The following is a 13,625-nucleotide window of genomic DNA, read 5'->3' on the forward strand; positions in this document are numbered from 1 at the left end:
ATATTATTGTCTTTTTTGAAGTTGTTAATTTTTGTCATATGTTTGTTGCTGATTATTTTTGTTGGTATTGATAATATTTGGTTTTCACTTCTCTTTTCTTTTTGTATCTTGATTGTATTTCATGTTAGTATTGGTGCCTTTTACCTTCAATCACCACCTATTTTGCAAACGCCTAACTTATTTCTTTAAATGTGCAAACTGCTCATTACGAGCAGTTGAAAGCTGTTATGAATACAAAAGCGTCACTCTCCATCCAAATGGCTTTAGTGTTAATTTTAAAAGACCAATACAAGAATACCCTACACCTAGCAGTAAAGATAATAATTTAAACTTCCATCTTAAATACAACTCTTTTCAAAAGAAAAACTGGAGACTTAATATTGTTTGAAACAATAATGGTGTATAAGATTTGGTGCTAATGTATTTTGGCTCCTTTTTGCAGCTGGTAACTAGTAATTTTAGGTATGTACGTTCCTTTATTTGTCGAAAATGTTAAATCCCCCTCAAGATGTATTCGATAAATTACTAATTTATGGGATCACTTGACATCATTATCCAAATACCTGAATTTGTAACCCCGTCATCTTAGATATCTCTTTGAGTATATATCATACTCAGCTGTTATGAACATTAATTACAGTTAGGTTATGATAAATCATATAATGTGAATTTAGGTAATGCCTTGGAATAAATAATTTTATTCATCTTCGAATCGCGATTTTCCCATAAGATTATCATTCACAGTGGTTATTTATATATCCAAATTAATATAGAAATCAAAACTAAATAGTTGCGGTTTCCAAAACTAATACTTTCTTCTCTAAAAATTCTATTATTATAAATTCTATTCTTTAATTCCACTAATCATTATTGATTCAATTATTTGTTTTTGGAAAATCATAAATACCACAATTATTGGCAACATCGAAATTAATGAAGCTGCCATAATTAACGGATAATCATTTTGAATAGCATAAAAGGAATTAAATGAAGCAATAACAACCTGTATTGTCATTTTTTCAGGGGAATTTAAATATATCAAAGGAGCTAAATAATCGTTCCAAATACCCACAAACCATAAAATTATTTGAGTAGCTACAGCATGTTTAACTAATGGTAAGATAATCTTGTAATACATCTTAAAATATCCACATCCATCAATTTTAGCTGCATCAATCAGTGAGTCAGAAATAGAAGTTATATTTTGTTTTAAGAAAAATATCATCATAACATTACCGAACATACCAGGAACAATTAAAGGCAACAAAGTATCTGTCCAATGAATTTTTGAAAACATAACAAATTGTGGTATCATTACTACAGGGTACGGAATCATTATTGTTCCTAATAACATCAAAAATATTTTATCTTTGCCCGGAAATTTTAATTTTGCAAACGAAAAGGCTGCAAGAGAAGAAGTAAATGTTCCTACACTTATTACTGTTGTAGCAACAATTAAACTATTTTTAAATCCTGATAAAATTGGCCCTTTTTTAAATACATTAATAAAATTATTCCATTTTATAGGATTTGGAATCCAACGAGGAGGAAGTAAAAAAGCGGCCTCCTTCTCTTTTAAAGCAGTAGATAACATCCATAATAATGGTAAGATCATTATTATCGCACCAGCAGTAAGTATTAAGTAAGTTAATAAAGCCGTTATCACTCTCACATTCTTTTTTGTTAAACCAACATTCATTGTATCTCTACTCCTTTTGAGCTTTTAAATTTAATCCATACCATACACCCATTTATTAGCATATTTAAATTGGATAAGTGTTACAACAAATATTATCGCCCCCAGAATCCAAGCAACTGCACAAGCATACCCCATATCATAGTTAATAAAAGCTTTCTGCCATAAATAAAATACCACTGTTGCCGCACTATATTCCGGTCCCCCATTGTTAGCTAAAATCTGAGGTTCAACAAACATTTGCAATCCACCTATGCATGTTGTTACAACTATGTAAAAACTTGTTGGCGTTAATAAAGGCAATGTTATATAAATGAACTTCTTTAACGAGCTGGCACCATCAATTTCTGCTGCCTCATAATAAACATGTGGTATATTCTGAAGTCCAGCTAAATAGAGAAGAGTTGAATATCCTAAGCCTCGCCAAACAGTTACAATAATAATTGCTGGTTTTACCCATGTTGTATTATATAACCAATTGGGCCCTTGTATATGAAACAACTTATATAGCATGTTATTTAAAATACCATAATCCGGATTATATATCCATTGCCACAAGATTGCTATTGCTACTAATGAGGAAATATTGGGAATGTAATAAATTACTCTATAGATGCTTATACCTCTTAATTTCTGATTCATAAGTATTGCTAATATAATTGACAAAAACATTCCTATAGGTATACCTATCATGTAGAAGATTGTATTATAAAGAGCTTTCCAAAATCGATCATCAAGTACAATTTCTTTATAGTTCTCTAATCCTATAAAACTTGGCTGGGTAAGACCATCCCAATCGGTAAAGCTGGCATAAAAGGAGTAAATTAATGGTCCCAACGCAAAGATAAAGAATTGGAGAATTGGCGCTAAAATAAATAAATATCCTACCACTTTCTCTTTGTTATAAATTGAAAATTTCATCTTTAAGACACCTGACCTTTTGAAATATATTCAAAAATAGTTGTTAGTATAATTCACTAACAATTCAAAATGTGCCACTCCAGAGGCAATATGTTAACCTCTGGAGTGGAAAAATCGTTAAATAATTTACTTCTTTGCTTTCTGATTTGCTTTATCAAGCAATTTCTGAATCTTAGATTTTACTTGTTTGCAATATTGTTCTGCTGTCATTTTTCCGTCCAGGACTGGTTGTAATCCACTATAGAAGGTATCATACCACTCTCTATCATAAGTGTATTCAAACGGGAACCTTCTTCCATAATCTTCAACTACACGTATAAATTCCATTTTATTATTTGGTTTTTCCTTCCATTTTGCATATTCATTTTTTGCCATATCAATTAAGTTTGGTATTTGTAATCCCATCTGGTAAGCCATTCTTTGTCCTTCTCTATCTGTTGAAAGAAAAGCAGCCAAATCCACAGCTTGTTGTGGATATTTAGTTGTTGATGCTACTCCAAAACCAAGCGAACCTAACCATGTTGCAGGCTTTTTAGTTCTTGGACTAACTGGAGGTGGTATCAAATCATACTCAAATTTAAGCTTATTATAAACTGGTACATCCCATGGTCCAACAGGGAAGAATGCTAATTGTCCATTTAACCATCTTTGGTATCCGCTTATAGATTGTCCTTGCACTGCAGTTGGAGTTACTTTATATTTGTTACGTAGATCTGCAAAAAACTGTAATGCTTCAATGAATTTTGGATCGTCAATTGTAACCTTAGTTTTTGTGTTATCTAACCAATCTGATCCATTGGACCATACAAACATATGAAGTGTCCAGTTAACATCCAAATCTGTTCCCCATTGATCTAATTTACCATCACCATTTGTATCTTTTGTAACTTTCTTACATATCTTGACAAATTCTTCCCACGTATATGGTTTCTTGGGATCTGGAAGTGGAATACCTTCCCTTTTAAACATAGTTTTGTTGTAACCAAATGCAAACGGACCTACATCCTTTGGTAAAGCGTAAATATCACCTTTACCTATAGTTTTACCATCATACATATAGCGTGAAATAGCTTGCGGCCATATATTATTTAGGTTAATTTCTTTTGATGCCTTAACGTATTTAGTTATTTTTAAGAGTTTTCCCGCATCAACCCATGCTCTTAAATTTTCGGGTGGAACATAAAATACATCCGGTAATTTTCCAGAAGCCATTGCAGCCTGAATTTTCATCCCATACTCTTGTCCGGGGGCAGTACAGATATAATCAACGGTGATATTTTTGTACCTTTCCATAAATTTTTTTACCAATTTAGTGTACAATTCTTTTTCATGAGGTTGCCCAAATCCCATCCATGTTATTTTTATTTTTGAGGATGCCTCTACTGACGAGTTGTTAATGTTGATGACAGTGAATAATGAAAGAAAAATGATAAGACACACAACTAAACTTAACGCTTTTTTAAATTTTTTTAACATGATGCTAACCTCCTTTGTTTTAATTTTTTCTAAAATAATTTTTATATAGCTAAACTTTGTAGTTTTATTATATAGATTTTTTATAAACTTGTCAATATATTTTTTAATTTTTTTATTTATTATCTACCTTCATTTTAGCTTTTTTTAAAAAACATTTAAAATTTTATATTGTACTTTAAGTTGCTTTTTGTTTTAAAATGATGTAAAATAAAAAAGGTTTCTCCCTAAATAAATTCAAGGGTGGTAAGACATATGAAACAAATAGACAATCTCAAAGAAGCAAAAATACTTTTTGAAGCCTTAGCGTCTGATGCAAGATTAGAGATTATAAACCTTCTGAGTAAGCATCGCGAAATGAATATGAATGAAATTGCGCAAAAACTTGGACTTACAAATGGCGCAGTTACTCAGCACATGAAAAAGCTAATTGCTGCTGGGATTGTTACAATCAGTGCGGCTGCAGGAAAACATGGCAATCAAAAGATTTGCCGACTTGTTGAAGACAAGATAATTATTAACATTGTCACAAAGCATCCTCAAAAATTATATGAGTGCGAAATCAAAGTGGGGAATTATTCTATCTTTGAGGTTTATCCAACCTGCGGACTTGCTACAAAAGACAAGTTAATTGGAGAGGTGGATGACCCCAAATACTTTGCTCATCCTGAACATGTTAACTGTGATATTATCTGGTTTACAAAGGGTTATGTAGAATATATAATCCCCAATTTTCTGCGCCAAAATCAAAAAGCTGTTGAAATTCAGATTTCATTTGAAATTTCCTCAGAAGCCCCAGGTGTTAGTGAAAACTGGCCTTCAGACATATACTTTTACTTAAATGGAGTTGAACTTGGTTACTGGACAAGCCCAGGGGATTTTGGAGGAGAGACCAAAGGAATCTTTACACCTGACTGGTGGTTTCCAAATTGGAATCAGTATGGACTTTTAAAACTTCTTTCAGTTTCAGAAGATGGGACATATATAGACGGATTTAAAATTTCTAATGTCACTATAAAAGATATCGACATAGAGTCCAAAAATGAAATAAGGTTCAGAGTTGCTGTGCCTGATCACGCAAAGAACATTGGAGGAGTTACTCTTTTTGGAAGAAATTTTGGAAACTATGACCAGGATATAAAGTTTCGAATATTTTATGAGGAAGTATAAAACAAAAGAGGGGAATGTTCCCCTCTTTCGAGCTCTCAAGCTTTTAATTACTTTCTATGTAAACTATGAAGCTCTCACAACTCTTTTTAAAAATCGAATATCAATTTCATGCTCAACTGTCATGTCACGTAAATATTCAAACCCTTCTTTTAATCTTCCTGTCTGCTGCTCTAAATTGTCAAATCTCTTGTACACCTCATCTCTGAACATAATCATCTCTGTTCGAAATTCAGTCAAGAATGCAACCTGGTCATATACAGCGTTCATTCTTCTTGTTAGCTCTTTGTCATTTTCTTTTAATATAACAATGTCCTGTTTGATAACCTGAACATCTTCTTCTAATTTTGCAACCCTCTCTTCAAGCTTATCCAATCTCATCTCCACAATATCAAGTCTTTTTTCTACTTTATCGAGTCTTTCTTCTACCTTGTCAAGCCTCTGCTCAACCTTGTCAAGCCTCTGCTCGACTTTGTCAAGTCTCTGTTCAACTTTGTCAATTCTCTGTTCAATCCTTTCAAGCCTCTGCTCAATCTTATCTAATCTTTTCTCAATAGTATCAAGTCGCCCATTAATCTTTTCAAGATTTGCAACTATAGCTTGCAAAACATCATTTTCTGGCATTTTTTGCCTCCTGAGTTTTCAAATTTTATAGTAAGATTATATCATATTTCTTCTACCAATTTTTCTTGTATTTTATTCCATATCTCTCATAACCTGAATCTGGTCTCTTGCAAGTTCAAGAATGTGAGGATTGTTTCGTGCTTCTTTGCTTGATATAAGCCTTGAAAACCATTTTCTTGCCTCGTCAAGGTCACCTACTCGTCTTGAAAGCTCACCTATCAAATACATGACCGTTGCCAAATCTATTTCATCAGCTGACCCTTCTTCATGTTCAAATGCATCCTTATATGTTTGAAGAGCAAGTTTTTGAAATTCAAGCTCTTTTTCTTTATCTTGACTTAGCCTGTAGAGCCATGAAATTCTCAGCAAAATTCCTGCAACTTCATATTTGTTGACTTTTTTCTTAGATGTCGCTGTAATCAAAGCAAGCTTATACAACGTAATAGCATCATCTACTGTTCTTTCAAATGGAATCTCTCTTTTTACCCACTTTGAGGCAACCTTTTCTTTTAATGATTCTACATCCCATTTTGTAAGTTTCCCAAAATTTTTGCTAAGCGCTGCATAACCACATTCCCCGCAGACAATAACATCATACAAAAGAGGATTGACGCCCTTGTAGTAAACACAAAGGTCAGTATCCCGGCTCTCTACATAAATTGCTGAACTTTTTACAAATGGTGCTTTGATTGTGCTACCGCATACAGGGCACTCTAATGTCTTTTCATAAATGTCCATTTTTCTTATCCTCTCCCTTTTACTCATAAACAGATGAAGAGACGGTCTCTTTTGCTTTTGTTCCAACCAGTATCACAGCATTTACAGGTTTATAATAGTCATAGGACAGAAGCTTTCTTTCTATTAACCTGCCATCTTTATAAACAAGCATATAAGTTTTTACCTTTAAGCCATTCTGGGGTTTATTGGAAAGCTTTTCTACTCCTTGAGGAAGTGTTGGATCATTTTTGTAGACTTTTTTATAAGGTACCCTTTCAATTATTTCCGATTCGAATTTGACAATTTCAGCCTTATGATTGTTTTTGCCATAGAGGTTGACTGTCACAGTATTTTTGGAAGTATAACTTTCAACATAGATAGGCGCATTTGTTGTATTTTTGAATTTAAAATCTATTGAACCTGAAGCAATTGTTGCATCCCTGCCAGGTGGCACGTACGAAATTAGAGCTGAATGTGGTGCTCTTTCCACAACCTTCAGCTGAGCCATCAAAACTGCATTGTACATAGTGGTTGCTATTTGACAAAGCCCTCCACCAACACCGTCTACAAACTCATTATTGACAATAACTTTTGCAATCTTAAAACCATTCTCAACTGTTACAGGTCCAATTACCTTTGACAGCGAAAATATTTCGCCCGGTATCACTAAGCTGCCATTTATCTTTTGGGCAGCCACCCTTATATTTTCGCTTCTTGCAACATTTGAACTATCAAACTTTGTGGTAAACGAACCTATTATTTCTTTTACTTTTGATAGTTCACTCGCTGTGATTCGCGGAGTTATTCTTAAAAATCTTGCATAAACCTTACCTTCTTGCTTGTTTTTAATCATGTCTTTCAATTTATTCATAAGATAGCCATAATCAAGTTTTTTCCCTATTCTCTCTGGAGTTATAACAAACTGGTCTCCTACTTTTTTGATACTTGCATTAACAGGCGATTGATAGTATGTGTTAAAAAGTTCATCTACAAACTTTTTAAGTTTGTTTTCATCATATTCGAAATTAAGTCTTATGACCACCGGATTTTCATAAACCTTTTTTATTTCTTTGAACCGTGTTGCAAAATTGCCCTTTCTGCCAATTGAATATGCCTTTTCTACTGCCTTGTCTATATCCATCTTTATTCCAAGAGAAGAATACTCAAGAAAATAGCTTTTGTCTTCAACTATAACTTCAATTTTTTTGTTCTGCAGTGGCTCAAAATAAGTCTTTTTTAAAAGCTCAAGAGCCTCTTCTGTGGTAAGTCCACCCAAATGAACACCCTCAACATAAACACCTTTATAAATCCTATCTGTATCAAGAACTTTCGTAACATTGCTATAAAGAGTATATCCCAGAACTGTGCTTGCTATCAAAAGCACCACTACAATCCCAATTAATATAAACCTTTTCACCTCAAATTTTACCCCCGTCCAGCAATTGCTTCAAAGCCCTTTTCAAGAGCCAAACAGTTTAAATTATAAATTTCTTCTGTTTTTGAAAACTCTCTTAAAACACCTTTTGCCTCGTCAACTGAAAAGTTTTGTTTTATTGCCAAATATGCACCAAACATTACGATGTTTGCAACTCGAACATTCCCTACACTTGAAGCAATCTCAGTTGCCGGAATATAATGAACATTTATATCATCTCTATTTGCACAGATATCCACAAGAGAACTGTTTACAAGTAAAAGCCCACTTCTCTTTATTGCAGGTTCAAATTTTTCAAGCGATGGTTTATTTAAAACAAATAATGTATCGGGATTAAACACAACAGGAGAACCAATCATATCACTTGAGATTATAACACTGCAGTTCGCTGTCCCACCCCTCATTTCAGGTCCGTACGACGGAAGCCATGACACATTAAATCCCTTTTTCATTCCAAGATGGGCAAATACCTGTCCTAAAAAAAGAACACCCTGTCCACCAAATCCTGCAATTAATATCTCCTCTGTCATCTTCAAATTCCCCTGCCTTTATCCTTGAAAATTCCTAAACTGTAGTATTTTAGTACTTCATTTTCTATTCTCTTCATGCTCTCACTTGGCGAAAGTCCCCAGTTTGTAGGGCAGTTTGAGAGCACTTCTATAATAGAAAAGCCTTCATTGTTCATCTGAACTTCAAAAGCTCTTTTTATAGCTTTTTTGGTAAACTCAATATTTTTTAAGTTATGTATTGAAGTTCTTGCAACAAAGGCAACACCATCAAGTGGCACAAGCATTTCACAAAGTTTTATATGATAACCTTGTACTTTTGGGTCACGTCCATATGGAGATGAAACTGTTACCTGTCCAGGAATTGTTGTCGGAGCCATCTGGCCACCTGTCATAGCATAAACTCCGTTGTTGACAAATATAGCTGTAAAGTTTTCTCCTCGGGTTGCTGCATGTATGACCTCAGATGTTCCGATGGCTGCAATATCCCCGTCGCCTTGATATGAAAACACAAGAGCGTCTGGAATACTCCTTTTTACACCAGTTGCAGCGGCTGTGGCTCTCCCATGAGCTGCTGCCACAAAGTCAAAATTAAAATAGTCATATATAAAAACTGCACATCCAACAGGTGCAACACCTATTATTTTACTCTCTTTGTAATCCTCGTCAATAACCTCAGCAATCAATCTGTGAATGATTCCATGACCGCACCCTGGACAATAATGCATACTCTCTTTTGTCAAACACTCTGGTCTTTTGAACCCCATCCTAATCATCTTCCTCTCAAATTTGGTGTACCTGACTTGCTACTTTTTAAGAGAATAATAAAAATCCATTATTTCCTGAATTGTTGGAACCATGCCACCTGTTCTTCCATAAAAGTGTACTGTTTTTTTCCCTTCCACAGAAAGCTTAACATCCTCAAGCATCTGTCCCAAATTCATCTCAATGTCAATAAAAAATTCTACTTCCTCTTTTGATGCATATCTTTTTAGCTCATTTTCTGGAAATGGCCAAAGCGTAATTGGTCTTACAAGCCCAACCTTCTCGCCTGCTTGTCTTAACCTGTTTACGGCACTTTTTACAATCCTTGCACACATTCCAAATGAGACAAAAATAACCCTTGCATCGTCTGCCAAGTACTCTTCAACCATTACCTCGTTTTCTTTTATTTTTTTGTATTTCTCCCTTAGCTTAAAATTATGCTTTTCAAGTTCCTCTGGAACAATATAAAGCGAATTTGTCACCCTTTTTTCTCTATTCCTGTCACCCGTCACCGCCCATGGTTTTTCTACCTTTTGTGGTTGATAGTTATCGTCGAACTCAACAACCTCCATCATCTGTCCGAGCATTCCATCACCTAAAATCATAACAGGGTTTCGGTACTTGTCTGCAAGTTCAAACGCCTTCATTGTAAGCTCTACAGCTTCTTGCACAGAAGATGGCGCAAGTACAATCACCTTATAATCTCCATGTCCGCCACCTTTTGTAGCCTGAAGATAATCAGACTGGGCAGCATTTATATTACCAAGCCCAGGTCCACCTCTCATAATGTTTACAATCACGCATGGAAGTTCTGCACCTGCTAAATATGATATACCCTCTTGTTTCAAGCTTATTCCTGGACCAGATGATGATGTCATAACCCGCTTGCCACAGCTTGATGCGCCATATGCCATGTTAATTGCTCCAACTTCGCTCTCTGCCTGGATAAAAACACCGCCACTTTTTAAAAGCTTTTTAGCCATATACTGCAAAAGTTCTGTCTGAGGTGTGATTGGATACCCAAAAAAACATTCACAGCCAGCTCTCAGTGCTGCCTCAGCAATAGCCTCATTCCCTTTCATAAGAAGTTTCAAAGCCTACTCACCTACCTCAAACACTATATCAGGGCAAACCTTATAACAGCTTCCACAGCCAATACATGAGTTTTGGTCTTTTACTTCAACAGGGTTATACCCTTTTTTGTTTATTCTGCTCCTGTCTATATACAAGATTTTCTTGGGACAGATTTCCACACAAAGTCCACAACTTTTGCACTTATCATATTCGATTTTGAGTTTCAACTTTTCAACCTCCATAATGGCTTCTTATCTTATTATATACCTTCTAATGGCATATACAAGAGAATATTTTTTTATCTCTTCTAAAAGCTCCTCTTCAAATAGATTTTCTTCTACCACAGTAAGAATATAGGGAATATCTTTCTTTTCAGCTACATTCTGGATGACATGAAGACTTCTCATAATATCTTCTGGCTTTGTTTCTGAAAGAAGATGAGAATTATTTATAATAGCTGTAATGTTCATCCCCAGAATGCTCTCAATTTCATGCATGTTCTGCAAGATTTCTTCCTCATTTGAATTAAACGGCCTGTATATGTTGGCAACATAAAAAACACTGTACCCTTTTTTGTCAAGCAACTCTTTGAACTGGCCAACAACTCTACTGCCAAGCTCATCTCCACCTACATCTATTATGTTGACTCCGTTTGAACTGCTCAGCGCTTCAAAAACCCTGCCAGAAAGAACCGGAAGATCTATGCTTTTGTCCTCAAAGTGTGTGGAAATAAAATTTATATTTTTATTCTCAATAATATGCTTAATACTTCTCAGGTTATAATAAAAATTTATTACATCTGCATCGATTAAATTCACGTTGAAAAACTCCCCAAGCTCTAAAGAAACATTCAGAGCTATCTCACTTTTGCCGCTTCCCGCCGTCCCAACAAAGATGTTTGTTTTCCTGTTGACAAAGCTCAAAGGTACCGTCATGCACATTCCTTTCACCCTCATCTCAGTCACAAATTTTTCTTAGCAAATCCTTGGTAACATTTCATAATAAAGCATGTCCAAAATTCTCGTGCCGCCAAAGGTAGTTGACAGATATACTCTCTTTTCCCTACTTTCCTCCACTGTTCCAATCTCACATGCAAACCCATTGTATTTTCTCAAAATCTCAATAGCTTTCTCTTTTTCATCACCATTTACTATGGCAACAAACCTACCTTCACAAGCAAGATAATAGCTATCCAGCCCCAGAATATCGCACAGAGCTTTTACCTCATCTGCCACAGGTATCTTTTCTTCCTCAACTTTTATATCAAAGCCAGACTTTTGGACAATCTCATTTAAAGCTGTGGCAAGCCCACCTCTTGTAAGGTCTTTCATATACGCAACATCTACCTCTTGCATCAGCTCTGAAATTACATCTAACAAAAGCCCACAATCGGATTCTATCCTGTCTTTAAACCCAAGGTCTTCATTGTGAGAATATATGCATGCTCCGTGTCTTCCTATATCCCCACTGACAATCACAACTTGATTACCTTTTATCCTTGAAATCGAAGGCATTTTTTGGGTATCTCTTGCAACACCCAATCCAGTCGTATTTATAAATATCCCATCTGCCGCACCTTTTTCTACAACCTTTGTATCCCCTGCAACAACCTCAACCTTTGCTAAATCTGCATATTTCCTTATTGATCTTGTAATTTTCTCTAAATCATCCATTGAAAATCCTTCTTCAATTATAAAAGAAATGGTAATATACTTTGGTTCAAGTCCTGCAACAGCTAAGTCATTTACCGTACCACATACCGAAAGCTTTCCAATATCTCCTCCTTTAAAAAAATATGGCTTTACTACAAATGAATCTGTTGATATTCCCACTTTCATACCGTTTAAAGAAAATACTGTTGAATCATCACCGCTTTTCAATATTTCAGAACCAAATATTGGCTTGAAAAGGTCGTCAATCAGCTCATATGTCTGTTTCCCGCCATTGCCATGTTCCTTGCGAATAGTCCTCATCATTTCCACTTCCCATATCTAAAGTATGCATTGCAAGAACCTTCTTGTGATACCATACACGCACCTTTTGGTGTCTGAGGTGTGCATACCTTTTCAAAAAGAGGACATTCAAAAGGCTTTAATTTGCCTGTTAGTACATCTGCACATCTGCACGCAGAATTAGAAAGACTTTCATAGTCATATTTAAGCTGGACTGAAAAGGCAGAATACTCACTTTTAAGTCTCAACCCACCCCCCTTAATCAAGCCAAGTCCTCTAAAATACGCATCAGTTCTTTCAAAAAATCTCTCTATATACCTTTTTGCAACTGTGTTACCCTCTTTTTTTACAACTCTTTTGTACTCATTTTTTACAGTAAAATCATTATCTAAGATACTTTGTGTTAAACTCAGCAAAGAAAGCAGAATATCATACTTTTCAAATCCAGATATAACAGAAGGAATCTCAAACTCCTCAACAAACTTAAATCCATCAACACCCAAGATTGTTGCAACATGTCCTGGCAGGATAAGTCCATCCACTTTTATGTGATCTTTTAAGAGAACTTTCAGCGGCTGGTCAATGGTTTTAAGCTCACATGCAAACTTGACATTTTTCAAATCCTTTTCCAATACCTTTTCCAGGCTCAGAGCAAAGGCTGGAACTGTGGTCTCAAACCCTACTGCAGCAATTATTGCTTCTTCATTTTCGGGCATATTCTCAACAGTATCAACCGGTGAGTACATAATTTTAATTTTGGCGCCTTTTGCTTTTGCCTCAGCTAAAGACATACTCTTTCCTGGAACTTTCAGTAGGTCTCCAAAAGTGTAGATAGTATAGTTCATTTTTGCAAGCTCAATGAGATTATCTATATACCCTTCATGAGTTACGCAAACTGGGCAGCCAGGACCTGAAATAAAATCTATATATTCTTTAAAAAGAGTATGAAAACCGTTTCGGTAAATTGAAACAGTATGGGTGCCACACACCTCAATTATTCTTAGCTGCCTGCCAATCTTTTCTATGTTGTTTTTTATTGTGTTAACAATATTATTTACAGCATCATGAGTTTGCATCTCTTACCTCACCAAAAAGTTTTTCTATTTCCTCGGCTTCTTTTTCATCTATTTTTTCAATTGCAACCCCTGAGTGAATAAGTAAATAATCACCCACAGCAAGCTCTTTTATGAGAGACACATTTATAGTTTTCTTCAAACCTAAATAGTCAACAATAGCTTTTTTGCCATCTTCTAAAATTTCGACTACCTTTGCAGGATACCCTAAACACATATTTT

The 13,625-nt window shown here is 35.1% G+C and carries 15 protein-coding genes; 1 reads left to right on the plus strand and 14 read right to left on the minus strand.

From position 1 onward, the window contains the following. Positions 1–844: 844 nt before the first annotated feature. The 3 genes from CALHY_RS08260 to CALHY_RS08270 all read right to left on the minus strand — a co-directional run bounded on the left by CALHY_RS08260 (position 845) and on the right by CALHY_RS08270 (position 4,093). A complete protein-coding gene (locus CALHY_RS08260; protein WP_013403508.1) occupies positions 845–1,699 on the minus strand; it encodes a carbohydrate ABC transporter permease in 855 nt (284 codons plus the stop codon). Between the two features lie 30 nt (positions 1,700–1,729). Then, positions 1,730–2,617, minus strand: coding sequence for a carbohydrate ABC transporter permease (locus CALHY_RS08265; protein WP_013403509.1), 888 nt, complete (start codon positions 2,615–2,617; stop codon positions 1,730–1,732). Between the two features lie 126 nt (positions 2,618–2,743). Beyond that, positions 2,744–4,093, minus strand: a complete 1,350-nt coding sequence (locus CALHY_RS08270; RefSeq protein WP_013403510.1) for an ABC transporter substrate-binding protein — start codon at positions 4,091–4,093, stop codon at positions 2,744–2,746. A 252-nt stretch (positions 4,094–4,345) separates the two neighbouring features. Here CALHY_RS08270 and CALHY_RS08275 point away from each other — a divergent pair, with 252 nt between their 5' ends. Continuing rightward, positions 4,346–5,260: an ArsR/SmtB family transcription factor gene (locus CALHY_RS08275; RefSeq protein WP_013403511.1), complete on the plus strand. Its 915-nt coding sequence runs from the start codon at positions 4,346–4,348 to the stop codon at positions 5,258–5,260. A gap of 63 nt (positions 5,261–5,323) precedes the next feature. Here CALHY_RS08275 and CALHY_RS08280 read toward each other — a convergent pair whose 3' ends face one another. The 11 genes from CALHY_RS08280 to CALHY_RS08330 form a co-directional block, all read right to left on the minus strand. Next, on the minus strand, positions 5,324–5,881 hold the full coding sequence (locus CALHY_RS08280) for a coiled-coil domain-containing protein (protein ID WP_013403512.1): 558 nt from the start codon (positions 5,879–5,881) through the stop codon (positions 5,324–5,326). A 72-nt stretch (positions 5,882–5,953) separates the two neighbouring features. Then, positions 5,954–6,619 carry a DUF2225 domain-containing protein gene (locus tag CALHY_RS08285; RefSeq protein ID WP_013403513.1) on the minus strand — a complete coding sequence of 222 codons (666 nt, stop codon included), beginning with the start codon at positions 6,617–6,619 and terminating at the stop codon, positions 5,954–5,956. A gap of 19 nt (positions 6,620–6,638) precedes the next feature. Beyond that, a complete protein-coding gene (locus tag CALHY_RS08290; protein WP_013403514.1) occupies positions 6,639–8,015 on the minus strand; it encodes a VanW family protein in 1,377 nt (458 codons plus the stop codon). A gap of 8 nt (positions 8,016–8,023) precedes the next feature. Continuing rightward, a complete protein-coding gene (locus CALHY_RS08295) occupies positions 8,024–8,563 on the minus strand; it encodes a 2-oxoacid:acceptor oxidoreductase family protein (RefSeq protein WP_013403515.1) in 540 nt (179 codons plus the stop codon). A 2-nt stretch (positions 8,564–8,565) separates the two neighbouring features. Beyond that, a complete protein-coding gene (locus tag CALHY_RS08300; protein WP_013403516.1) occupies positions 8,566–9,306 on the minus strand; it encodes a thiamine pyrophosphate-dependent enzyme in 741 nt (246 codons plus the stop codon). A gap of 39 nt (positions 9,307–9,345) precedes the next feature. After that, positions 9,346–10,398: a 3-methyl-2-oxobutanoate dehydrogenase subunit VorB gene (locus tag CALHY_RS08305; RefSeq protein ID WP_174299048.1), complete on the minus strand. Its 1,053-nt coding sequence runs from the start codon at positions 10,396–10,398 to the stop codon at positions 9,346–9,348. Positions 10,399–10,401: 3 nt separating this feature from the next. Next, complete coding sequence (locus CALHY_RS08310) at positions 10,402–10,605, minus strand: 4Fe-4S dicluster domain-containing protein (protein ID WP_013403518.1); 204 nt, start codon at positions 10,603–10,605, stop codon at positions 10,402–10,404. A 24-nt stretch (positions 10,606–10,629) separates the two neighbouring features. Then, positions 10,630–11,313: a hypothetical protein gene (locus CALHY_RS08315; RefSeq protein ID WP_238524508.1), complete on the minus strand. Its 684-nt coding sequence runs from the start codon at positions 11,311–11,313 to the stop codon at positions 10,630–10,632. A 39-nt stretch (positions 11,314–11,352) separates the two neighbouring features. Continuing rightward, positions 11,353–12,354 carry a hydrogenase expression/formation protein HypE gene (gene hypE, locus CALHY_RS08320; protein ID WP_013403520.1) on the minus strand — a complete coding sequence of 334 codons (1,002 nt, stop codon included), beginning with the start codon at positions 12,352–12,354 and terminating at the stop codon, positions 11,353–11,355. After that, positions 12,351–13,406 carry a hydrogenase formation protein HypD gene (gene hypD, locus CALHY_RS08325; protein ID WP_013403521.1) on the minus strand — a complete coding sequence of 352 codons (1,056 nt, stop codon included), beginning with the start codon at positions 13,404–13,406 and terminating at the stop codon, positions 12,351–12,353. The genes hypE and hypD overlap by 4 nt, the downstream gene beginning before the upstream one ends. After that, positions 13,393–13,620, minus strand: coding sequence for a HypC/HybG/HupF family hydrogenase formation chaperone (locus tag CALHY_RS08330; protein WP_013403522.1), 228 nt, complete (start codon positions 13,618–13,620; stop codon positions 13,393–13,395). The genes hypD and CALHY_RS08330 overlap by 14 nt, the downstream gene beginning before the upstream one ends. Positions 13,621–13,625: the final 5 nt, after the last annotated feature.

The organism is Caldicellulosiruptor hydrothermalis 108 (assembly GCF_000166355.1).
GTDB lineage: Bacteria > Bacillota > Thermoanaerobacteria > Caldicellulosiruptorales > Caldicellulosiruptoraceae > Caldicellulosiruptor > Caldicellulosiruptor hydrothermalis.